Origin of the sequence: Marinomonas primoryensis (assembly GCF_013372285.1) — a bacterium.
GTDB lineage: Bacteria > Pseudomonadota > Gammaproteobacteria > Pseudomonadales > Marinomonadaceae > Marinomonas > Marinomonas primoryensis.
Genome location: NZ_CP054301.1, coordinates 1,662,370 through 1,685,259, shown reverse-complemented (window position 1 = coordinate 1,685,259; position 22,890 = coordinate 1,662,370). Strand labels below are relative to the sequence as shown.

Here is a 22,890-nt window from a genome sequence, read left to right as displayed (position 1 = left end):
CTAAAAACACGATTTTTAAAACCTAAGTTTATAAAATCGCGTTATTTAAAATTACTTCTTCTTTTTGGGGCCTAGCACCATAGTCAATTGACGACCTTCCATTTTCGCAGCTTGCTCTACTGCACCATATTCCTCTAAGTCTATAGCGACTCGATTCATAAGTTGCATACCAAGCTCCTGATGGGCCATTTCACGACCGCGGTATCTTAGCGATACCTTAGCCTTATCCCCGCCTTCAAGGAAACGTATCAGGTTGCGGAGTTTTACCTGATAATCCCCTTCCTCCGTCCCTGGACGGAATTTCATTTCTTTAACCTGAATCTGCTTCGCATTTTTCTTTTGAGCCGCTTTCGCTTTCTTTAGCTCAAAAATATGCTTGCCGTAGTCCATGATTTTACAAACAATCGGATCTGAATCAGCAATTTGCACCAGGTCAAGCGTCGCATCTTGTGCTGCTTTAAGTGCCTCTTCAAGCGAGACAACGCCAACTTGTTCACCGTCGACAGCAATTAAGCGCACTTCGGTAGCTCGAATGTTCTCGTTGATTAGAGGACGCTGCTTACTAGCGGCACGTCCACGATTCATATTACCTTTTATAGTACTATCTCCACTTCTTGTTTACGGCTACGGCGAGCAACTTCTTTTTGAAGCAAACCTTCAAAATCAGAAAGACTCATCACTCCAAGATCTTCACCAGCACGAGTTCGAACGGCAACTTGTTGCTGTTCGACCTCCTTATCACCAACAACGATCATGTATGGGACTCGTTGAAGTGTATGCTCGCGAATTTTAAACCCGATCTTCTCGTTTCTCAAGTCAAGTTTTGCTCTAAAGCCATTTGAATTTAATCTTTTTGCCAAATCAGAACAATAGTCTGCTTGGCGATCTGTAATGTTCATGATAACAACTTGTTCGGGCGCAAGCCAGACAGGAAACGCACCTTCTGTCTCTTCAATCAAAATTCCAATGAAACGCTCAAGTGAACCCACTATCGCTCGGTGCAACATAACCGGCGTTTGGCGCGAACCATCTTCTGAGACATATTGTGCACTCAAACGAGTTGGCATAGAAAAATCAACCTGAATGGTACCACACTGCCACACACGACCAATGGCATCTTTCAAAGAAAACTCAATTTTAGGCCCATAAAATGCACCTTCTCCTGGCAGCTCTTCCCAGTCAAGCCCAGCTGAGTCCAATGCGTGAGCTAAGGCTTTTTCAGACTTATCCCACACTTCATCAGAACCAACTCGCTGCTCTGGACGAGTAGACAAGCGATAAATAATATTATCAAAACCAAAGTCTGCATAAACCTCATGCAACAAATCAATAAACTCAGACACTTCTTGCTGAATCTGGCCTTCTGTTACAAAGATGTGACCATCGTCTTGAACAAAATTACGAACTCGCATTATACCATGTAAAGCACCAGAAGGCTCATTACGGTGACAAGAGCCAAATTCTGCCATTCGAAACGGCAAATCACGGTAACTTTTCAACCCCTGATTATAAACCTGAATATGACACGGGCAATTCATCGGTTTTACGGCGTAATCACGATTTTCAGAATGCGTAGTAAACATATTCTCGTGATATTTACCCCAGTGCCCAGATTTCTCCCAAAGCACTCGGTCAACAATCTGCGGTGTTTTTACTTCTTGATAGTTATTATCAAGCTGTTTTTGTCGCATATATTGTTCAACAGCTTGGTACAAGCGCCATCCTTTAGGATGCCAAAACACCATTCCAGGCGCCTCTTCTTGAAGATGAAAAAGATCTAACTTCTTACCTAACTTGCGATGATCACGCTTTTCAGCTTCCTCAATACGAGTCAAATAGGCCTTTAATTCTTTTTTGTCATTCCAAGCCGTACCATATATGCGCTGTAACATTTCATTGTTAGAGTCGCCGCGCCAATAAGCACCCGCCAATTTCGTCAATTTAAAATGACGCAATACACGAGTATTTGGCACATGAGGACCACGACACATGTCCATATATTCTTCGTGACAATACAAGCCAACTTCTTTTACAGACTGATCCATGCCGTCAATCAAGGCAACTTTATAGGTTTCACCACGATCAACGAATTGCTGGCGAGCATCCGCAATTGGAGTCATTTTTTTAACAACATCGTAGTCAGTTTTAACCAATTCTCCCATACGTTTTTCAATGGCCGCTAAGTCGTCTGGCGTAAAAGGGCGTTCATAAGCGATATCATAATAAAAACCCTCGCCTATCACGGGCCCGATTGCCATTTCTGCGGTGGGATACAACTGTTTAACGGCGTGACCAACAAGATGCGCAAATGAATGGCGAATTATCTCGACACCGTCGTCATCCTTCCCAGTAACGATACTCAATTTGGCATCGTCTGAAATAAGTTCACAAGCATCGACCAGCATGCCATTTATACGACCAGCCACTGTCGCTTTTGCAAGACCAGGACCGATATCTTCAGCCACCTGCATAACAGTTACTGGGTTTGAAAAAGAGCGTTGACTGCCATCAGGCAAAGTAATTACAGGCATTTTATTCCCCTATCGGAGTCAGTGGTGCTCCATACTAAAGAGCACATGTAAATTTCAGCGCATAAATTATCATTTTTCGATTATTCATGCGAATCTAATTTAAATAACGCTATTATTGTACGCACTATGGCCATTCGTAAAAATCAAGGCATTTTTATCTCATTCAGCCATAGACATTCTCTGCATGCAGAGTAAAATTACCCTCTGTTTTGCATAGACTTCTATTTACTGAAAGGCCGTATGGATTCCAACAATCTTGATAACTACTGTATTGAGACCACTCAATCAGAACCCGACCTATTAATCGAACTGGTTGAAAAGACCTATTCGGACATGGGTTACCCAAATAAGTTATCCGGAAAAACCATTGGCCGTACATTGAAGCTTCTAGCAAGGATCGCACAACCTAAACGAGCTCTCGAGATTGGCATGTTTACAGGCTATTCAGCACTATCAATAGCTGAAGGGATGCCAAATGACGGTGAGCTCATTTGTTGCGAAACAAACCCAAGAGCCATTGAGTTTGCTCAATCTTTTTTTGATCGCAGTGCACACGGTAAGAAAATCAAACCGATTTTTGGCCCTGCGCTAGATACGATCAAATCCCTTGAAGGGGAATTTGACTTTGTCTTTATTGATGCTGATAAACGCAATTACCTGAACTACTATGAAGCCGTTTTACCGCTTGTTAGATCTGGTGGCCTTATTATTATTGATAACTCCTTATGGCAAGGAAGAGTTCTAGCCCCAAAAGAAAACAGCGACATCGCTGTCAACCAAGTCAACCGCTTGATTGCGCAAGACAAACGAGTTGAGAATGTTCATCTGAATGTTCGCGATGGTCTTAACATCGTCGTAAAACACTAATCCTATTTCTTATAAGCCCCATTCGCCTTTGGGTCACCTCAGGCGAATGGGGCTTATGTGCTATTAAAAAGATATTATGCAGAGGCAACGATTTTGGTCGTTTTTAAAATCACGAATAACATCTCCGGGAAGCACTATATTGGTACTTCTTTCAACAGCGGTTTCCAACGTTTTGAGCAATACATTGAAGCAACGAACGAAGGCCTAGATTTCCCCTTATACAATGACATCAGGGAAAGTGGCGTTGAAGCATTCACGGTTGAAGAGCTGTTTGAAACCAGCGACAAGCAAGAGCTATATGAATTAGAAACAGACTATATTTCTATTTATAATGGCGAAAGCTTACGTGGCTACAAAATAGCCCAGACAGCTGAAAAAGCCGCCAATCTAAACACAGGTAAAAAAGCGCTTTTTGACGCCAATGGCGTATCAACGGCAGAACAACCTAAGAAAACAAGAAAGGCCGCCGTAAAAAAGACCGTAGCACTCCCAAAAAAAACACTTGAGCCAACACCAACCGCTCATGCCTTCTTTGGAGAGCTCATTGGCGAAGAAAGACTAGACGTTCCTGTCACGACAGTAACGGAGAAAAAAAAAGCACCGCCTCGAACAAAAAGTAAAGCCAGCACTCAGAAAATGCTAAATGAGGCCGAAAAAACATCAAAAAAAGAACGCGAAGATAAGCTAAAAGCCCAGCAACAGGCCGAGGCAGAAGAGATGGCCCTGATCATGGCAAAAATTGATGTCACCTCCAAGTCGGCAACGTCTGCATTTCGAAAGCGAAAAAGCTAAAAAGCTAAAAAGCTAAAAAGCTAAAAACATCATTTTAAAAAAAACCAGTTGACTATACATCAACTGGTTTTTTTATTTAGACCCTTTAAAGCTTTGTTTAGCCTATGATCTAGCCTTCTTAAGCGTCTCAGAAATCATAAAAGCCAACTCCAAAGATTGATCAGCATTCAAACGAGGGTCGCAATGAGTATGGTATCGATCAGCCAGATCAGCCTCAGTCACCTCGAAGGCACCACCAACACATTCTGTTACATTTTGACCAGTCATCTCAAAATGCACACCACCTGCATAGCTACCTTCTGCACTATGAACCTGAAAGAACTGCTGAACCTCTCTTAAGATATCATCAACACGGCGCGTTTTATAACCCGTTGATGCCTTAACCGTGTTTCCATGCATTGGGTCGCTACTCCAAACCACATTCTTGCCTTCTTTCTGAATGGCTTGAATCAGCTTAGGCATTCCGCTCTCAACTTTGTCAGCCCCCATACGAACAATTACATTCAAACGGCCCGGCTCATTTTCAGGGTTTAATACATCACACAAACGCACCAAATCTTCAGGATCCATTGAGGGGCCTGCTTTTACACCAATAGGGTTTTGAACACCACGTAAAAATTCAACATGCGCCCCATCTAGCTGACGAGTACGATCTCCAATCCACAGCATGTGCGCAGAACAATCAAACCAATCACCAGTCAAACTATCCTGACGAGTAAGCGCCTGCTCATATGGCAATAGCAACGCCTCATGGGATGTATAAAACTCAGTTTCCTTTAATTGGGCCAAACCTGGACCAATACCGCACGCCTCCATAAACTGCAGAGCATCATCAATTTTTCCAGCAACACTATGAAAACGACTGCCCGCAGGACTGGTATTCAAAAAGTCCAAGTTCCATTGATGAACTTGGTGTAAGTCAGCGAAACCGCCTTGAGCAAACGCTCGAAGTAAATTCATCGTAGACGCACTTTGATTATAAACCTGTACCAAACGCTCTGGATCAGGAATCCTAGCTTTTTCATTAAAATCAATACCATTGATAATATCACCACGATAACTCGGCAATTCAACACCATCGATCACTTCTAAGCCTGCAGATCTCGGTTTGGCAAACTGCCCTGCCATACGGCCGACCTTTACAACAGGACATTTCCCTGCGTAAGTAAGGACAACCGACATCTGCAACATAACCTTAAAGGTGTCACGAATATTATTAGCATGGAATTCAGCAAAACTTTCAGCACAATCACCACCTTGCAACAGAAATGATTGCCCATTAGCCACTTGCGCCAATGCCTTTTTAAGCTGACGAGCTTCACCTGCAAAAACAAGAGGAGGCATTTTACCCAACGTAGCCTCGACCTGAGCGAGATGCTCCGCACTAGGATAAACTGGCTGCTGAAGCGCCGTTTTTTCTTTCCAGCTTGTTAGTTCCCACTGTTTCATAATCTTCTACAACCTTTTCTACAAATCATTTTTTAATATTTACTAACGAGCAACAACCCAAAGTATTTCAGCGTCTTTTACTGACAACGAAACAACCGCGTGTCCCATAGTGGCGTCATAATATACACTATCGCCCTCCTTCAGCTCTATCGGCTCATAAAGTTCAGTGAAAAAATTAATCTTACCCTGTAAAACCAAGAGAAATTCCTCACCATCATGGCGAACCCATTCCTTAAACTCAGAAAAAGATCGAGCCCGAACTTTTGTTTTAAAGGGCACCATTTTTTTACGACTAATCGAATAATTTAAAAGTTCATGCTCATACGTAGCCGTAGGGTGAGGCTCTCCTTTTCCTTTATGAGTAATATCCCTCCTCCCCGCAATAGAGTGCTCACTCGCCTCAACAAAAAGCTGCGGTAAATCCATTTCCAATCCATTAATTAACTTTTGAACAATAGTAAAGCTTGGCGAAACCTGGTCATTCTCAATTTTTGAAAGCGTTGAACGAGCAATACCTGTTCTTTTACCCACCTCCTCAAGCGTCCAGCCTTTCGCAAGACGGATTTCCTTTACACGCTTACCCAGCTCTAACGGCTCGACAAAGCGATCAGGGTCTGAAGCTGTGGCTGTTTCTAATGACGGACGGCTAACCATAATTCTCCAACACTACCTTTTAAAGAAAACATAACTAAAAAACGACCAACCAAATAGTAAGAGAACCTAATCGACTAAGAATACTAATTTTTCAATAAAGGCTTCATGGCCACTACGCACCGAGAAAGATCAAAACCCTTTCCAGCAACTTGTGACATCAAGTCATTATAATCACCGCCTTTCCCACTCTCCAACAACACCCACAAAACTGAGGATCGAGTTCCAGTCCTACAAAAAGCCAATGTTTTTTTATTCTCAGCCAGAGCACTACCTTGTAAATCAACTTGCTCTTGCGACAGCTTAGCCAAATCAATTGGATTATTTATATACTCCATTCCCAACGCTTCGGTTGCGTTACGAATACTTTCACCTAGCGGCTGATCATCCGATTCAGCTTCAGGACGATTATTAATAATCCTTTCAAACCCTTTCGACTTAAGAGCGGCAACCTCCTCTTTTAGAAGTTGAGGAGCAACGAAATAAAACTCGTCGAGTTGAATTGGATGGCTCATAACTACTTACCCTTTGAAGTTAATTTAAGAGCGGTATAACACCTTAATAAGATGAAAACCAAATTGTGTTTTTATCGGCCCTTGCACTTTAAATAAAGGCCCACCAAAGACAGCTTTGTCAAAGGCCGGTACCATATCACCCTTGCGAAATTCCCCAAGATCTCCACCTTTTTTACCCGAAGGACAGGTAGAGAATTGTTTAGCTAACTTATGAAAATCAGCGCCTTTATCCAACTTAACCTTTAAGGAATCCGCTTCCACCTTAGTTTTTACCAAAATATGACATGCACTTGCCGTCGACATCCAAACTCCTATTACTCAATTTAACTAGATAAAACATGTTAACCTATTTAGTATAATAGGATTAACTAAAAGCTATGATTAATCTTAAAACAGTATCGGCACAAAAGCTGTATCAACATCAATAATAGGCGACCTTAACATGAGCAATTATGCAGCAATCGGCGACCTCTCCTTTCTCCTTGTAGAACCTTCAGACACTCAAAAAAAAATCATCACTAAAGCCTTAGAAGAAGCAGGCATCAAACAAATAGAGTACGCAAATAACATTGAAGAAACCATGTCATCGCTATCTTCTTTTCCACCAGACTTAGTTATTTCCTCAATGTATCTTCCTGACGGATCAGCTAATGATTTAATCGACAAAATTCGAAAAAATGAAGAAACTGAAAGCCAACACTTCATGCTAATTTCCAGCGAAAGAAACCGAGAACAACTAGAACATCTTAGGCAATCCGGCGTACTTGCCATATTACCAAAACCTTTCACTAAAAAAGATCTTAAACGCGCCATCCACGCCACTCTCGACCTCATTGTCGAGGAGGAGATCGACTTAGAAATGTTCGACCCAAGAACACTCCGCGTTTTGGTGACAGACGATAGCCGCATGGCGAGAAAACACATTAGCAAAACACTTAACACTATGGGCATAGAGGACATTCAATTTGCTGAGAACGGCAAAGAAGCCATTGAATTACTTAACACAACAGAATTCGACCTTATTGTTACCGATTACAATATGCCAGAAATGGATGGCAGAGAACTAACTGAGGCAGTCCGACAAGACCCAGCATTAGCCCACATACCTATACTAATGGTCAGTTCAAATTCTGAAGACAGCCAACTATCGAATATCGCCCAAGAGGGAGTCGATGCTATTTGCGGAAAGCCTTTCGAACCAGCCATTGTCAGGCAACTATTAGCAAAAATACTAAACTAAAGGCATAAAAAAAGAGCTTCAAAGGAAGCTCTTTTAAATATTAGGATATCAAAAAATAAATTCAATAATGCGCCATCAACGCTACAACTATTGGCTTATTCGCCTCTGGAAAGTCGTAGGACACCAAATCAGAAACAGCAACCCAACGGACTTCCTGCCCTTCTTTGCCAACGGGCTCACCATCAAATCCTGTCACCTTATAAAAGAACAATTCAACCGATTTATCACCGTAATCATGAGAAATTGTTTTAAAAAACTCACACTCAGTTATAGAAATTCCACATTCTTCTTTTAATTCTCTTACCAAAGCCACTTCTGCAGACTCAGAAGCTTCACACTTTCCGCCAGGAAACTCCCACAAACCACCTTGATGTTGCTTAGAATTCCTAAGAGCGACAAATACGCTATTATCACGAAGGATAATACCAACCGCCACCTTTACTCGAATCAAGTACGATACTCCGCATTGATAGTGACGTATTCATGTGAAAAATCAGTTGTCCAAACAGTATCAGACGCCTCACCCATTCCAAGATCAACACAAATGTGAATCTCTTGTGGCTTCATCGCCTGCTTACCATGCTCTTCAATATAGTCAGGTGAGCGACAGCCATCGCGAGCAATCTCAAATCCATTGATATGCAACTGAACTCGATCCACATCTAATTCACTAACACCAGCACGACCAACTACGGCCAAAATCCGACCCCAGTTTGGATCTGATGCAAATAAAGCGGTCTTAACCAATGGCGAATGCGCTATTTCAAAGGCTGTTTTTGTGGCGTCACTTTCGTTAACCGCACCAATAACCTCCACCGTAACAAACTTAGTAGCCCCTTCGCCATCACGGACAATAGCATGAGCTAATTCTTGCATTACTTCAGTAAACGCCACAACAAAAGCTTGAGCCAATGGCTGATCAACGGATGTGACAACCGAATTACCAGCCATACCTGTTGCTACAGCAATACAAGAATCATTTGTTGACGTATCACTGTCGACAGTAATACGATTAAAGCTTTTATTCACAACACTTTTCAAAATTGCCTGGAGAACATCGACATTCATTGCAATATCGCTGCATACATAACCCAGCATAGTCGCCATATTTGGACGAATCATGCCTGCACCTTTAGAAATACCAGCGATAGTATAAACTTTGTCTTCAAATTCGAAGGTACGAATAGACCCTTTTGGCAAAGTGTCGGTTGTCATAATGCCAACACCCGCAGCATGCCAATTTCTACCAGACAAGTTAGCAAGAGCGGCAGGAATAGCTGCAATAATTTTGCCTACAGGTAAAGGTTCACCAATAACACCAGTAGAGAAAGGGAGTATAGACTCCACACCAACATCCACCTGAGCAGCTAAAGCCTCACAAGACTTCAATGCAGCGACAAGACCTAATTTACCTGTACCAGCATTAGCATTACCTGTATTGATCAACAGATAACGGCTACCAGCCAAACCTAAATGTTTTTGACAAACACGAACAGGCGCTGCACAAAAAGCATTTTGAGTAAAAACACCCGCTACCGAAGCACCTTCACATAACTCAAAGATAACAATATCTTTTTTATTAGGCTTTTTAATACCAGCTTCTGCAACACCTATTCTAATCCCTTTAATTTCTGGGATGAGAGGGAAATCGTGTAATCCTACCGCCATTTAAGCTTTCTCCAGTTAAATCAAACTACCGTGACATTGTTTATATTTTTTACCAGAGCCACACGGGCAAGGCTCGTTACGCCCTACCTTAGGTTGCTCTTGAGCAGTATTAGACTCAGAAGGTGTATCAGACAGGGAGTTCAAAGAATCATGAACCATGCTCACTGTCGTTTTTTCATCTTGCTGCCTACGAGACTCTTCAATTTTTTCAGCTTCTTCCGCAGACTGAACCTTTACGCGCGTTACAATTTGAATCACTTCAAATTTTATTTGCTCTAACAAGCCCTGAAATAACTCAAAGGCTTCTCGCTTATACTCCTGCTTAGGATTTTTTTGTGCATAGCCACGCAAGTGAATGCCCTGCCTAAGCATATCCATCGTCTGGAGATGCTCTTTCCAAAGCGTATCTAGAACCTGTAAAAGGACCTGTTTCTCAAAAGCCCTGAAAGGCTGGACACCAGCAATAGCTTCTTTCGCTTTATAATCATCAATAAAACTATCAAGTATTTTTTGACGAAGCGGCTCTTCATAAAGCTTTTTATCTTCTTCAACCCATTTAGAGACTGGAAGCGTAAGACCGAATTCATTACGAGCCTTCTCCTCTAATCCTTCAAGATCCCACATATCGAAGATACTTTGCGGCGGTATAAATTCATCAACGAGCCCTGTAACAACCACTTCTCTCATAGCAGAAATAGCGTCAGATAAATCATCAGAGACCATCATTTCAAAACGTTGACGATAAATAACCTGACGCTGATCATTTGCTACATCATCATACTCTAGCAACTGCTTACGAATATCAAAGTTACGACCCTCAACTTTTCGCTGAGCTTTTTCAATCGCATTTGAAACCATCTTGTGCTCGATAGCTTCGCCTTTCTCCATCCCAAGCGCCATCATCATTTTTTTAATGCGATCAGACATAAAAATTCGCATTAAGTTATCTTCTAATGACAAATAAAAGCGAGAGGACCCTACATCACCCTGACGACCAGCACGCCCACGCAATTGGTTATCAATACGACGAGATTCATGGCGCTCAGTACCAATAATATGCAAACCACCCGCAGCCAGAACAGACTCGTTACGCAACTTCCAATCGGCTTTCAGAGCATCAATACTATCTTGACTAGCACCATCGCCTAGTTGAGCCAACTCAACTTGTAAATTACCACCCAGAACAATATCCGTACCACGACCAGCCATATTTGTAGCAATAGTGACAGCACCAGGGCGACCTGCATCAGCAACAGTCTGAGCTTCACGCTCATGCTGTTTAGCATTAAGAACATTATGTTTAACATTCTTTTTAAGAAGATAATTCGACAACAGCTCAGAATATTCAATAGACGCGGTGCCAACCAATACAGGGCGACCCTCTTTGACTATCTCTTCAATGTCCAACACAATTGCTTCGAACTTGTCTTCTGTTGACATGTAAATCAGATCATTAAAATCTTTACGCTGAACCTGACGATTCGTCGGAATAACAATAACGGTTAATCCGTAGATTTGCTGAAATTCAAACGCCTCCGTATCCGCAGTCCCTGTCATGCCAGAAAGCTTTTCATATAAACGAAAATAATTCTGGAAGGTAGTAGAGGCTAAGGTTTGGCTTTCTGCCTGAATCGTCATCCCTTCTTTTGCTTCTACAGCTTGATGAATACCTTCAGACCAACGACGACCAGCCATAGTTCGGCCAGTGTGCTCATCAACAATAACAACTTGGTCATCCTGAATAACGTAATCTATATCTTTCTTAAAGATAACATGCGCTTTCAAACAAGCATGAACATGGTGTAATAGAGAAAGGTTGCCTGCAGCATAAAGGCTTTCACCTTCACCAAGCAAACCTTGCTCTACCAACCAACCCTCAACAAAGGAGTGGCCATCTTCAGTCAGTTCAATGCTTCGTTGCGATTCGTCAAAAATATAATGCCCTGTAGGCTCTTCACTTTCGCTCTCCTCTTGTTTAACAAGAAGAGGAGCAAGCATATTAATTTTACGATACTGCTCAGAACTATCTTCAACCGCACCAGATATGATAAGAGGCGTTCTCGCTTCATCTATGAGAATAGAATCAACCTCATCCACAACAGAGAAGTTTAAATCACGCTGCACACGATCCTCTAAACGAAAAACCATATTATCGCGAAGATAATCAAAACCAAATTCGTTATTGGTTCCATAGGTAATATCGCATAAATAGGATGCTTTTTTCTCATCTCTATCTTGACCCGAGAAAACGACACCAACACTCATATCTAAGAATTCATAGAGAGGTCGCATCCAGTTAGCATCACGCTTAGCAAGGTAATCATTCACAGTAACAACGTGAACACCTTTTGAAGACAGTGCATTTAAATAAACAGCAAGTGTGGCAACCAGCGTCTTACCCTCACCAGTACGCATTTCTGCAATTTTGCCTTCATTCAATACCATGCCGCCGATAAGCTGAACGTCAAAATGGCGCATCCCCATTACACGACGACTGCCTTCACGGACTACCGCAAACGCTTCGGACAAAATGGAGTCAAGCGATTCCCCTTTATCAAGACGGTCTCGAAACTCACTGGTTTTTGCAGATAAGTCATCATCCGAGAGTTTTTGAAGGGATTCTTCAAGTTGATTTATCTGTGTAACGACTTTTTTATATCGTTTCACTTCTCGGTCATTCTTTGTACCGACAATTTTTTTAATTACAGTTCCTAACATCTTGAACTCAACGTAGCCAATTAGTAATAAATAGAGTCTACCACGGTAATGTGTGACAAAACATGAAATATCAAGGACCTAAATGCAAAAAAAGCCAGGCATATAGCCTGGCTTTTCAAAATACGATCAAGAATTAATCAGTTATTACGCACCAACAAAAGCCGGCTCAACATAGGAGATTGGTGTTGTTTGTGCTGCATCTTCATAAACAACATATTCCCAAGCATCCTGATGCTCAAGCAAAGCCAACAAAAGTTTATTATTTAACGCATGCCCAGATTTATACGCTTTATATTCTCCAATCAAACTATGACCAAGAAGATAAAGATCTCCGATCGCATCCAAAATTTTATGACGCACCAATTCATCTCGGTAACGCAACCCTTCATCATTCAACACACGGTAATCATCAAGAACAATAGCGTTCTCCATATTTGCACCGCGAGCAAGGTTGTTATTCTTAAAGTATTCAAGGTCTTTCATGAAACCAAATGTTCTAGCACGACTAATTTCTTTTACAAAAGTTGTCGTCGAAAAATCAAATGATGTACTTTGAACATCTTCACCAATAGCTGGATGCTGAAAGTCTATAGTGAAAGACAAGCGAAAGCCTGAATGCGGTTCAAGAGAAGCAAATTTATCACCTTCATCAACTCGAATAGGCTTTTTAACTCGAATGAATTTTTTAGGTGCATTTTGAGCTTCAAGACCAGCCGACTGAAGAAGAAAAACAAAAGGACTAGCACTTCCATCCATAAGCGGAATTTCACTAGCACTCACTTCTACATAAGCATTATCCACACCCAAACCAGCCATTGCAGATAACAAATGCTCTACGGTACTTACCTTCACATCACCCTGACATAAAGCCGTAGCAAAATTTGTTGACCCAACCGCTCGTGCATCACCATGAATCTCAACAACTGGATCCAGGTCTGTACGAACAAATACAATACCTGTGTTCACAGGTGCAGGTTTTAGTGTCAAATACACTTTTTCGCCAGAGTGTAAACCCACTCCAGTTGCTCGAATAATGTTTTTTAGTGTGTGTTGGCGTACCATTTTATTCCTACATTTTTATGACTAGACACTAATCTTTACAAAATAGTATCAATAACACATTTTTTATACAATCCAATGCACTTACATTGCATCTTTCTTACTCAAACTAATCAGCTTGACGACGCAAAAACGCTGGAATGTCCAAATACGATAATTTATCGCCACTTGAAATAGAGCCTGAGTCAGCAGACCCATTCTTTTCATCCAAGTTTTTCTCTACCATGTCCACCTTCGTCTTCTGTGAAGGCTTTGGCACAGATTGAGCAACAGTCATTTTTGAATCACTACTTTCAACAACTTGCTCTACCTTAGCCATAACTGGTTGAGAGACAACAGATTCACCTACAGCAGACTTCATTTCAACTGCAGATCGACCCTCTAAACCAGTTGCAACCACCGTGACTCGCATTTCATCACCTACACTAGGATCAATTGCACAACCAATCACGACGGTAGCATCTTCCGATGCATATTCTTCTATAATGCCACCAACCTCGGTAAATTCAGACAAGCCAACTTCCTCGTTAGCTGTGATATTTACCAGCACACCTCGTGCGCCTCTAAGGTTGATATCTTCTAATAATGGGTTATGTATTGCAGCCTCAGCCGCTACCCTTGCTCTATCTTCGCCAGACGCAGATCCTGTACCCATCATCGCCATACCCATTTCAGACATGACCGTTCTCACATCTGCAAAATCGACGTTGATCAAACCTGGGCGCATAATAAGATCTGTAATACCCTGAACCGCATTAAACAAAACGTTATTCGCTTCGCCAAACGCTTTCAATAATGTAATATTTTTGCCTAATACAGGCAAAAGGCGCTCATTAGGGACAGTTATTAATGAGTCGACATTTTCACGCAACTCTCTGACACCCTCTTCAGCCACTCTAGCGCGACGACGACCTTCAAATGGAAAAGGCTTAGTAACAACAGCGACCGTCAAAATACCTAATTCACGAGCCACTTTTGCGATAACAGGTGCAGCACCCGTACCTGTTCCACCACCCATACCAGCCGTGATAAAAACCATGTCCGCACCAGTAAGTAGCTGGGTGATTTTTTCTTGATCCTCTAAGGCTGAATCTCGCCCTACTTCTGGATTTGCTCCGGCACCCAACCCTTTAGTAATGGTTGAGCCAAGCTGCAAAGAAACCCCTGTCTCGAATCCTATCAACGCTTTAGAGTCAGTATTGGCACATATAAACTCAACACCTTCTAATCGGTTTTCAAGCATATGACGGACAGCATTCCCGCCTCCGCCGCCAACACCTATAACTTTAATTACAGCATTATCTGATAAATTATCTTCAGCTAAATCAAAGACATTCATGGGCTTATTGCTCCTCAATAAATTCACTATCAATTCTGACTATATATAACTTTGAAACCAGTGTTTTAATTTCTGCCACGCCTTCGTTGCACTGAAGGATGGCCCGATTTCTTTAGGAGCCAGAACTGATGATTCTCGTTTAGTTTGCGTCTTAGACATCATCCGTTTCGAGATTTCGGTTACTTCAGCCTCTTTACTACCATAAACCAATAATCCAACACTTGTTGAATATATAGGGTTATCGACAATGTCAGACATTCCTTTAGTACAATCTGGTAAAGATAATCGAACTGGCATCTGAAATACCTTCTCTGCCAACTCCGCCGCACCTTCCATAAGCGACGTACCTCCAGTAATTACAATACCTGCAGGGATACGCTCCGCATAACCACTGCGTCTTAATTCATCCAGAATTAAGCTGTAAATTTCTTCATATCTAGCTTCAACAACCTCTGTCAAAGCATGACGAGTTATCGATCTTGGTTGACGATCACCAACACTCGGCACTTGCAAAACCTGATCTGTAGATGCCATTGAAGACATCGCACAAGCATATTTCACTTTAATCTCTTCAGCATGTTGAGTTGGTGTACGCAAAGCCATCGAAATATCATTTGTTACCTGATCGCCAGCCACAGGAACCACGGCAGTATGATGTAAGGCACCATCAATCCATACAGCAATATCAGACGTCCCTGCACCAATATCAATCAGACAAACACCTAAATCTTTTTCATCTTCACTCAACGATGACTCACTAGAAGCAAGCTGAGATAAAATGACGCCATCCACACCTAGACCACAACGTTTGATGCACTTCTCTACATTCATTACGGCGTTCACAGCACCAGAAATCAAATGCACATTTGCTTCAAGTCGAACTCCAGACATACCAAGAGGGTCTTTAATACCTTCTTGAGAGTCTATATGGTATTCCTGAGGCAAAATATGAAGTACTCGCTGATCAGAAGATATCGGTACCGCTTGTGCAGCATCGATAACTCGATCAATATCTTCTTTCTGCACTTCGCCATTTTTAACAGCGACAATACCATGAGAATTTAAGCTGCGAATGTGACTACCAGCCACACTGACATAGACAGAATGTATATTACAACCGGCCATCAATTCAGCCTCTTCAACTGCACGTTGAATGGACTGAACCGTTGATTCTATATTTATAACAACGCCGCGCTTCATTCCTTTTGAGCTATGAGAGCCTATACCGACAATTTCCAAACTACCGTCAGCCAGAACCTCACCAACTAAGCAGATAACTTTCGATGTGCCTACATCCAAACCGACTATCATTTCACCATCCCGGCATTACGTGTTGTTATGACATAACCCTTATTGCTGTTTAAAAAAGCAACAAACAGGCCAATATCATTTATTTTTTTTCCAACCCACTGCCACCCCATGTGGATAGCGCGCATCGACTGATGTTATTTGGTCTATTCTACCCGATAAATCACTTTTATACACCGCTATAAAGCGCTGTAATCTCTCTAAAATCTCTTCTCTACCAAGCTTAACCTTGACGCCATTGGTGAAAACAATACTCCAAGCACCTCTTGGCTCTAATGTGAGAGTAGCAACACGCAGAGACGTAAATGCAAGCACCTGACTTACTAAGCCAAACTGCTCAAGAACCACATCACTCGAATCTTCAGGACCGTACAGCTTTGTAAGCGGCAACTCAGGGACCTCACGCGGCGTAATCACTACCGCAGAAGTGGATATCAATTGCCGATCCCCCCAGTATGCAAGAGGGGTATATTCATGAACAAGGACCTGCAATGTATTTGGCCAAACTTTACGAATTTCTGCACTTGCCACCCATTCCGATGACAAAACAACGACCAATGAGTCGGATAGAGAAACACCCAAAAGACTCTGCCCAAGTAAAGAAGAAAAATCTGCCTGCAAATCATCTTCTACTGCATATTTAAAATCGCCTTTTATCTCGATTTTTTGAATAGCAAACCAAGTATCAGGCGAATCATTGCTTTGAAAAGAGGCGACTAATACTAACAAGACAGCCCCGATTAACGCTGCCATCCTCATAAATCAATCACGCTCGACTTCACCCCAAGCATTTTGCGCAATCTTCTCCACAAGTGAAGCATAGTCAATCCCAACATAATTAGCCGCCATAGGCACTAAGCTATGGGATGTCATGCCTGGCGCAGTATTTACTTCTAACACCCAAAACACTCCAGCAGAGTCACGCATTACATCAACACGCCCCCAACCAGAACAACCTAACGAACGATAAGCATCAAGTGCCAACATTTGCAGCTCATTCTCATCATCTTCATTTAAACCGCAAGGCAACAGATATTCCGTATCATCCGCTACGTACTTCGCCTCATAGTCATAAAGTTTATGGTTAGGTGCAGGCTTTAGCCCTATAGGCGGATAAGCCACATCGTCGATAACCGTAATCGTAAACTCTGGTCCATCTACAAATTCTTCAACCAATATATCAGAGTCATATTCAAGAGCCTTTAAAAGCGCCTCATCAAGTTCCGCTCGATTCATCGCCTTATTAATCCCAATGGTAGAACCTTCTCTAGAAGGCTTAATAATCATTGGGTAAGACATCTGCTCTTCAACGACATCCGCATCCGCATAATCCACAAAAGATAAATAAGCTGGCGTGGGTATTCCAATACCATGCCAAAATCGCTTAGTTAAAACTTTATCCATCGCAAGACCACAAGCCAAAGGTGAACTGCCTGTATAAGATTTACCCATCATTTCAAGCAAAGCCTGAACTCGGCCATCTTCACCTTCACCGCCATGTAACGCAATGAAAGCAAGATCAAACTCAATCGCTTGCAATTGAACAATTGGATCTAACTCAGCATTAGGACCGTAAAGATCAAGCTCTACCACTTGAAAACCTTTAGAACGAAGTCCTTCTGCAACTAAAGGCCCGCTTTGCAGCGATACTTCACGCTCTGCTGAACGGCCACCATAAATCACCGCAATCACGGATTCTTTTAGTGTCTTGAACATATTAAATCCCGCTCACTGATAAATTCTTAGATACCGTACCAATATCACCAGCACCTTGCGTAATAAGTAAGTCACCTTCACGTAAAACATTACTTAAAATAGAGCGCAAATCTGTTTCACTACCAACATGAATTGGATCAACATTACCGCGCTGACGAATACTGCCACACAAAGAACGACTATCTGCGCCGTTAATTAGCGTTTCACCTGCCGAATAAACATCCAGCAACAGCAAAACATCAACTTGGGATAGTACTCTTACAAAATCTTCATAAAGATCACGAGTTCGAGTGTAACGATGTGGCTGATAAACCATCACTAAACGCTTCTCAGGCCAACCGGCTCGAATTGCTTTGATCGTAGCCAACACTTCACTTGGATGATGGCCATAATCATCAACAAACATCACATTTGAGCCATTAGGAAGTTTTAATGGTTTCTGCTCTTGAAAACGACGCCCCACTCCTTCAAACCCCATAAGACCAGCCTGAATAGCCGTTGCATCCACACCCAAGTCAGTCGCAACGGCAATCGTTGAAAGTGCATTAAGCACATTATGGCGGCCCGGCATTGGCAAACGGATCTTCAACGGCTCACCCTCAGGACGATGCGCCAAGAATTCACAATGGCGCCCCGTTTGTACGATGTTCGTCGCGTAAAAATCTGCTTCTTGCTCAATACCGTACGTCAAAACAGGACGACTTAACAACGGCAGAATTTCTCGAACATTTTCATCATCCACACACATCACAGCCAAGCCGTAAAAAGGTAAATTATGAACAAACTCAACAAAAGCATGCTTAACTTTTTCAAAATCACCATCATAGGTATCCATATGATCCTGATCGATATTTGTCACGATGACCGTTTGTGGCTGTAAATGAAGAAAAGAAGCATCACTCTCATCCGCTTCGGCAACCAGATACGCACTGACACCCAATTGCGCATTTGCGCCAGCACTGGTTAAACGCCCTCCAATCACAAACGTTGGAGCTTCACCTGTCGCGGCCAATATTGACGCCATCAAACTGGTTGTCGTTGTTTTCCCATGCGTACCAGCCACCGCTATGCCGTGACGGTAACGCATTAACTCTGCAAGCATTTCCGCTCTGCGAACGATTGGAATACGATGCTCTTTACCCCAAATTATCTCTGGGTTTTCAACATTAATTGCCGTTGAAACAACAATGACATGAGCGTCATATACGTTTTCTTCTAAATGCCCCAAATACACCTTTATGCCTAACTCCTCCAAACGCTCTATTGTAGAAGAAGACTTAAGGTCCGACCCAGACACGCGATACCCTTGATTATGCAATACCTCTGCGATGCCACACATACCAACACCGCCGATGCCAATAAAATGGATATTTTGAATACGACGCATAGTAGGAATATCGTACTGAACTTTATTATCAATCATGTTTTTATCAACCTTAAACAGCATGCAACGACGTCTTGCGTCGCATTTGGACGAGCAACGAGCTTCGCCTGCTCGCCCATCTTTAATAATGTATCTTCACTTTCTACAAATTTAGAAAGCAATGAGATAATTTTTTCACAGGTCAGCTGAGCCTGTGGTAACAAATAGGCGGCCCCTACTTGCTCTAAATATCGCGCATTGGCAGTTTGGTGATCATCTATGGCGTGCGGGTAAGGCACTAAAATTGAAGGGAGCCCAGCTATCGCCAACTCACTCACCGTCATCGCCCCAGCACGGCACAAGACAACATCCGCCCAGTAATAAGCCTGATCCATATTCTCAAGATAAGCTTCTACCCGAGCCTCAACCTTCGCAATTTTATACTGTTCAGAGACCACGTCAAAATTACGCAACCCAGTTTGATGCCAAACATCCAAGCGTTGAGTAGAAGGCCAGTTTAACAAAACTTGAGGGATAACATCATTAATCGCTTTCGCCCCCAAACTCCCGCCAACAACAAGTAAACGTAATGGTCGCGCTACGCCATTTCTCGGCATGCGAACGTGCTGCTCTAAAATATCACTTCGAATGGGATTACCTACACTAATGGCGTTTGGAATTGCTCCATCAAAAGCCTGCAACTTAAGACTGGCAACTTTAGAAAGCAGCTTATTGGTCGTACCGGCAATGGCATTTTGTTCATGTATCGCCAGAGGAATACCTAAAATTCGAGCAGCTACACCACCGGGGCCAGCAACAAAACCACCCATCCCCAAAACAACGTCAGGTTTAACTTTCTGTAACACTGCGATTGCCTGACCAATGGCATGCAAAACTCTAAAAGGCGCAACTAATAGACCCAACACCCCTTTTCCTCTAACACCTTTTATCGACAAAGAATGCAAAGCAATATCATAATCAGCGACAAGCGCTTCTTCCATGCCACCTTTTGAGCCCAGCCATTGGACATCCATTCCTTTATCTTTAAAAGCCTGAGCACAGGCCAGCGCAGGATAGATGTGCCCCCCCGTACCGCCTGCCATTATGATAATTTTTTTAACATCGCTCATTTGTCGCTCTCTTTAACTTTCACTTCAGCCGATCCTATAGAATCGCAATCACTTTCAGCGCGTCGATTTTCAACATCGACTCGCGCAATAACAAATAAACTCGCCAGTGTGATGATCAAGCTACTGCCACCATAACTAATCAAAGGAAGTGTCAGCCCTTTGGTCGGCAAAAAGCCCGTATTAACACCAATATTGATGATGACCTGAGCCAAAATAAGAATAGAAAAACCGAAACACATATAAGCAGCAAACGGACGAGACAACGCCATAGCGTCATGACCGATTTTAAACGCCCGACCAACCATTAGGGCAAACAAAACAATCAGCAACAAACCGCCAAACATTCCGGTTTCTTCGACCCAAATAGAAAATACAAAATCGGTATGAGCCTCGGGTAAATAAGACAGTTTCTGCACACTGTTACCCAAACCCAAGCCAAACCACTCCCCACGACCATAAGCAATCAAAGCCTGGCTCAACTGATAGCCCTCATTAAAAGGGTCAGCCCACGGGTCGATAAAATTCATCAAACGCTTTAATCGATAGCTTTCCGAAATAGCCACAACCCCTAACATAGCAACCGCAGCAATCATCAAAAGCAAAAATTGATATAAAGGAGCGCCACCTAAAAAAAGCAACACCATCACCGTGCCAAGCAAAACAACAGAAGCACCAAAATCCGGCTCAAAAAGCAAAAACAACAAAAAAACGCTACAAAGACAAAGAGGGAGTACGAAACCCACCCAACCTTCTCTCACTCGATCAGCTCTGCGTACCAAATAGCCGGAGACATAAACCACCATGCAAACCTTCGCCACTTCCGAAGCCTGAAGGTTAAATACCACTAAATTAATCCACCGACGGCTGCCGTTTACACTTTTTCCAATGCCCGGAACCAGCACTAGAATCAGCAAAATCAACGACAACCCCATCATCAGAATCCCCCATTTTTGTAGCTGACTGGTTGGTAATGACAACAATAGAAAACCTGAGATTAAACCTAAGACAAGATAAAAAGCCTGCCGACCCATAAAGAAATAAGGGTGACCATGAAGGCTTTCTGAAATAGAAATAGACGCACTTGACACCATCACCATCCCCAGCGCCAAGATAGAGATAACAGAGGCAACAAAAAGAGTATCAATCCGGGCAAACTCCTGAAGAGACACCCGATCAAACACTTTAAACCATGTCATAACTCAGCAACCAAACGAGCAAAATGCTCACCTCGCACTTCGTAGCTTTTGTACATATCCAAACTCGCGCAAGCGGGTGAAAACAAAACGATCTCACCCTCTTTAGCATCTTGAGAGATACTTGATACAATCTGATCCAAAGAATCAAAACGTTTAACCTCAGTACCTGGCAACATCACCTCGGCGATACGGTCAGCATCCTTACCAAACAAATAAACGACTCTCACAAAATCAGTTACCGATTTTGTTAAAGGGCTAAAGTCAGCGCCCTTGCCATCTCCCCCAGCAATAAGAAGAATATTCTTTCTTACCACCGAACCTAAACCTTGAAGCGCCGCCAATGTAGCGCCCACATTAGTGCCTTTTGAATCATTAATATACGTAACACTATGAAGGGTTCGAACCGTCTCACAACGGTGAGGCAAGCCGCCGAATTCTTTCAGCACATCCCCAACCGCATTCGACATAACATCCACCCCTAACAGCTCAAGCATTGCCAGCGCTGCCAGTACATTAGCGTGATTATGCGAACCTTTTAGGGCAATTTGAGACGTATGATAAAGTCGCTCAACACCGCGACACAACCATGCTCCATCGCCATCTTTAAGCATACCAAACTCTTTTAAATCAGGACTTTTCGTCGTAAACGCTCGAACAGGGGTTGTATCCGCCAATAGTGGTGCCGTCAGGATATCTTGCTTATTACAAACAGCCGCTTTACAACCACGATAGACTCTTTGCTTTACACGCTGATATTCATAAAGATCATCATATCGATCCATATGATCTTCAGACACATTGAGAAGACACGCTAAATCAGCTTGAAGTGAATGAGTCGTCTCAAGCTGAAAGCTAGATAGCTCAAGCACATAAAAATCCGTATTAGGAGAAAGAAGATCTAAGGCAGGCGGCCCTAAATTACCACCGGCCTTGGTATTTTTACCGCAAGCCTGAAGCAACAAAGCGACTAACGTTGTTACCGTGCTCTTTGCATTAGACCCCGTGATAGCAACAAAAGGGGCATCCACATAATCACGAAATAAATCAATATCACCGCGCATGAGTACACCACGAGCAGCTAAGCGCGCTAACACTGGCGTGCGCAATGCAATCCCTGGACTAACATACAGTTCAGTAACACCAAGTGTTTCAAGTACTGCTAGATCACCCGTAAAAATACGATCTTTAGGACAATACTCTTTTGCCTGCTCTAACCCTGGGGGATTTTCGCGAGAATCCACCACATAAAAATCAACACCTTTACTGGCTAAGAAACGTACGCAAGACAAGCCTGTCGCACCCAAGCCTACAACGGCTCTTACCCGGTCTGACCCGATTAACGACATGC

At 42.7% G+C, this 22,890-nt stretch carries 21 protein-coding genes; 3 read left to right on the top strand and 18 right to left on the bottom strand.

The features are described from left to right. Nucleotides 1–51 precede the first annotated feature (51 nt). Entirely contained in the window at nucleotides 52–585 is a 534-nt protein-coding gene (gene infC, locus MP3633_RS07665; RefSeq protein WP_112139417.1) for a translation initiation factor IF-3, read from the bottom strand. Between the two features lie 8 nt (nucleotides 586–593). Then, nucleotides 594–2,531 carry a threonine--tRNA ligase gene (thrS, locus tag MP3633_RS07660; protein ID WP_176335106.1) on the bottom strand — a complete coding sequence of 646 codons (1,938 nt, stop codon included), beginning with the start codon at nucleotides 2,529–2,531 and terminating at the stop codon, nucleotides 594–596. A gap of 240 nt (nucleotides 2,532–2,771) precedes the next feature. On the opposite strand from thrS, the gene MP3633_RS07655 reads away from it, so the two are divergent. Together MP3633_RS07655 and MP3633_RS07650 are read left to right on the top strand one after the other, a co-directional pair. Further along, nucleotides 2,772–3,398 carry an O-methyltransferase gene (locus MP3633_RS07655; protein ID WP_112139421.1) on the top strand — a complete coding sequence of 209 codons (627 nt, stop codon included), beginning with the start codon at nucleotides 2,772–2,774 and terminating at the stop codon, nucleotides 3,396–3,398. Between the two features lie 57 nt (nucleotides 3,399–3,455). Beyond that, the gene (locus MP3633_RS07650) at nucleotides 3,456–4,190 is read left to right on the top strand and encodes a GIY-YIG nuclease family protein (protein ID WP_239495513.1); all 735 of its coding nucleotides are present in this window, start codon (nucleotides 3,456–3,458) and stop codon (nucleotides 4,188–4,190) included. A 102-nt stretch (nucleotides 4,191–4,292) separates the two neighbouring features. On the opposite strand, the gene MP3633_RS07645 is transcribed toward MP3633_RS07650, so the two are convergent. From MP3633_RS07645 to ppiC, 4 genes are all read right to left on the bottom strand, one after another. Next, nucleotides 4,293–5,639: a class II 3-deoxy-7-phosphoheptulonate synthase gene (locus MP3633_RS07645; RefSeq protein ID WP_112139423.1), complete on the bottom strand. Its 1,347-nt coding sequence runs from the start codon at nucleotides 5,637–5,639 to the stop codon at nucleotides 4,293–4,295. 42 nt (nucleotides 5,640–5,681) lie between these two features. After that, complete coding sequence (locus MP3633_RS07640) at nucleotides 5,682–6,293, bottom strand: helix-turn-helix domain-containing protein (RefSeq protein WP_112139425.1); 612 nt, start codon at nucleotides 6,291–6,293, stop codon at nucleotides 5,682–5,684. Nucleotides 6,294–6,376: 83 nt separating this feature from the next. Next, the gene (locus MP3633_RS07635) at nucleotides 6,377–6,805 is read right to left on the bottom strand and encodes a protein tyrosine phosphatase family protein (protein WP_176335105.1); all 429 of its coding nucleotides are present in this window, start codon (nucleotides 6,803–6,805) and stop codon (nucleotides 6,377–6,379) included. Nucleotides 6,806–6,829: 24 nt separating this feature from the next. After that, nucleotides 6,830–7,108, bottom strand: a complete 279-nt coding sequence (gene ppiC, locus MP3633_RS07630; protein ID WP_112139429.1) for a peptidylprolyl isomerase PpiC — start codon at nucleotides 7,106–7,108, stop codon at nucleotides 6,830–6,832. A 139-nt stretch (nucleotides 7,109–7,247) separates the two neighbouring features. Between ppiC and MP3633_RS07625 the strand changes: the two genes are divergently transcribed. Next, nucleotides 7,248–8,045, top strand: coding sequence for a response regulator (locus MP3633_RS07625; protein ID WP_176335104.1), 798 nt, complete (start codon nucleotides 7,248–7,250; stop codon nucleotides 8,043–8,045). A 61-nt stretch (nucleotides 8,046–8,106) separates the two neighbouring features. Here MP3633_RS07625 and mutT read toward each other — a convergent pair whose 3' ends face one another. The 12 genes from mutT to murD all read right to left on the bottom strand — a co-directional run bounded on the left by mutT (nucleotide 8,107) and on the right by murD (nucleotide 22,888). Continuing rightward, nucleotides 8,107–8,496, bottom strand: a complete 390-nt coding sequence (gene mutT / locus MP3633_RS07620) for an 8-oxo-dGTP diphosphatase MutT (RefSeq protein WP_244959905.1) — start codon at nucleotides 8,494–8,496, stop codon at nucleotides 8,107–8,109. Continuing rightward, nucleotides 8,493–9,713, bottom strand: coding sequence for a bifunctional glutamate N-acetyltransferase/amino-acid acetyltransferase ArgJ (gene argJ / locus MP3633_RS07615; RefSeq protein WP_176335103.1), 1,221 nt, complete (start codon nucleotides 9,711–9,713; stop codon nucleotides 8,493–8,495). Before argJ ends, mutT begins: the two co-directional genes overlap by 4 nt. A gap of 15 nt (nucleotides 9,714–9,728) precedes the next feature. Then, nucleotides 9,729–12,431 (bottom strand): preprotein translocase subunit SecA, encoded by a 2,703-nt coding sequence (gene secA / locus MP3633_RS07610; RefSeq protein WP_176335102.1) that lies wholly within the window; start codon nucleotides 12,429–12,431, stop codon nucleotides 9,729–9,731. 144 nt (nucleotides 12,432–12,575) lie between these two features. Next, entirely contained in the window at nucleotides 12,576–13,493 is a 918-nt protein-coding gene (gene lpxC, locus MP3633_RS07605) for a UDP-3-O-acyl-N-acetylglucosamine deacetylase (RefSeq protein ID WP_112139437.1), read from the bottom strand. Between the two features lie 106 nt (nucleotides 13,494–13,599). Beyond that, nucleotides 13,600–14,829, bottom strand: coding sequence for a cell division protein FtsZ (gene ftsZ, locus MP3633_RS07600; protein ID WP_112139439.1), 1,230 nt, complete (start codon nucleotides 14,827–14,829; stop codon nucleotides 13,600–13,602). Between the two features lie 39 nt (nucleotides 14,830–14,868). Then, entirely contained in the window at nucleotides 14,869–16,140 is a 1,272-nt protein-coding gene (ftsA, locus tag MP3633_RS07595) for a cell division protein FtsA (RefSeq protein ID WP_112139441.1), read from the bottom strand. Between the two features lie 75 nt (nucleotides 16,141–16,215). Then, nucleotides 16,216–16,890: a cell division protein FtsQ/DivIB gene (locus MP3633_RS07590; protein ID WP_244959903.1), complete on the bottom strand. Its 675-nt coding sequence runs from the start codon at nucleotides 16,888–16,890 to the stop codon at nucleotides 16,216–16,218. A gap of 9 nt (nucleotides 16,891–16,899) precedes the next feature. Then, on the bottom strand, nucleotides 16,900–17,853 hold the full coding sequence (locus MP3633_RS07585) for a D-alanine--D-alanine ligase (RefSeq protein WP_176335100.1): 954 nt from the start codon (nucleotides 17,851–17,853) through the stop codon (nucleotides 16,900–16,902). A 1-nt stretch (nucleotide 17,854) separates the two neighbouring features. Further along, nucleotides 17,855–19,276 (bottom strand): UDP-N-acetylmuramate--L-alanine ligase, encoded by a 1,422-nt coding sequence (murC, locus tag MP3633_RS07580; RefSeq protein ID WP_176335099.1) that lies wholly within the window; start codon nucleotides 19,274–19,276, stop codon nucleotides 17,855–17,857. Continuing rightward, nucleotides 19,273–20,346: an undecaprenyldiphospho-muramoylpentapeptide beta-N-acetylglucosaminyltransferase gene (gene murG, locus MP3633_RS07575; RefSeq protein WP_176335098.1), complete on the bottom strand. Its 1,074-nt coding sequence runs from the start codon at nucleotides 20,344–20,346 to the stop codon at nucleotides 19,273–19,275. Before murG ends, murC begins: the two co-directional genes overlap by 4 nt. After that, entirely contained in the window at nucleotides 20,343–21,542 is a 1,200-nt protein-coding gene (ftsW, locus tag MP3633_RS07570; protein ID WP_176335097.1) for a putative lipid II flippase FtsW, read from the bottom strand. Before ftsW ends, murG begins: the two co-directional genes overlap by 4 nt. Then, nucleotides 21,539–22,888, bottom strand: coding sequence for a UDP-N-acetylmuramoyl-L-alanine--D-glutamate ligase (gene murD, locus MP3633_RS07565; RefSeq protein WP_176335096.1), 1,350 nt, complete (start codon nucleotides 22,886–22,888; stop codon nucleotides 21,539–21,541). The genes ftsW and murD overlap by 4 nt, the downstream gene beginning before the upstream one ends. Nucleotides 22,889–22,890 lie beyond the last annotated feature (2 nt).

Coding starts and splice junctions, on each gene's coding strand:
- MP3633_RS07625 (WP_176335104.1), top strand. CDS start 7,248: ATGAGCAATTATGCAGCAATCGGCGACCTCTCCTTTCTCCTTGTAGAA.
- argJ (WP_176335103.1), bottom strand. CDS start 9,713: ATGGCGGTAGGATTACACGATTTCCCTCTCATCCCAGAAATTAAAGGG.
- MP3633_RS07585 (WP_176335100.1), bottom strand. CDS start 17,853: ATGTTCAAGACACTAAAAGAATCCGTGATTGCGGTGATTTATGGTGGC.
- MP3633_RS07645 (WP_112139423.1), bottom strand. CDS start 5,639: ATGAAACAGTGGGAACTAACAAGCTGGAAAGAAAAAACGGCGCTTCAG.
- murG (WP_176335098.1), bottom strand. CDS start 20,346: ATGAGCGATGTTAAAAAAATTATCATAATGGCAGGCGGTACGGGGGGG.
- murC (WP_176335099.1), bottom strand. CDS start 19,276: ATGATTGATAATAAAGTTCAGTACGATATTCCTACTATGCGTCGTATT.
- murD (WP_176335096.1), bottom strand. CDS start 22,888: ATGTCGTTAATCGGGTCAGACCGGGTAAGAGCCGTTGTAGGCTTGGGT.
- secA (WP_176335102.1), bottom strand. CDS start 12,431: ATGTTAGGAACTGTAATTAAAAAAATTGTCGGTACAAAGAATGACCGA.
- MP3633_RS07640 (WP_112139425.1), bottom strand. CDS start 6,293: ATGGTTAGCCGTCCGTCATTAGAAACAGCCACAGCTTCAGACCCTGAT.
- ftsA (WP_112139441.1), bottom strand. CDS start 16,140: ATGATAGTCGGTTTGGATGTAGGCACATCGAAAGTTATCTGCTTAGTT.
- MP3633_RS07635 (WP_176335105.1), bottom strand. CDS start 6,805: ATGAGCCATCCAATTCAACTCGACGAGTTTTATTTCGTTGCTCCTCAA.
- infC (WP_112139417.1), bottom strand. CDS start 585: ATGAATCGTGGACGTGCCGCTAGTAAGCAGCGTCCTCTAATCAACGAG.
- lpxC (WP_112139437.1), bottom strand. CDS start 13,493: ATGGTACGCCAACACACACTAAAAAACATTATTCGAGCAACTGGAGTG.
- ppiC (WP_112139429.1), bottom strand. CDS start 7,108: ATGTCGACGGCAAGTGCATGTCATATTTTGGTAAAAACTAAGGTGGAA.
- MP3633_RS07655 (WP_112139421.1), top strand. CDS start 2,772: ATGGATTCCAACAATCTTGATAACTACTGTATTGAGACCACTCAATCA.
- ftsW (WP_176335097.1), bottom strand. CDS start 21,542: ATGACATGGTTTAAAGTGTTTGATCGGGTGTCTCTTCAGGAGTTTGCC.
- thrS (WP_176335106.1), bottom strand. CDS start 2,531: ATGCCTGTAATTACTTTGCCTGATGGCAGTCAACGCTCTTTTTCAAAC.
- MP3633_RS07590 (WP_244959903.1), bottom strand. CDS start 16,890: ATGGCAGCGTTAATCGGGGCTGTCTTGTTAGTATTAGTCGCCTCTTTT.
- ftsZ (WP_112139439.1), bottom strand. CDS start 14,829: ATGAATGTCTTTGATTTAGCTGAAGATAATTTATCAGATAATGCTGTA.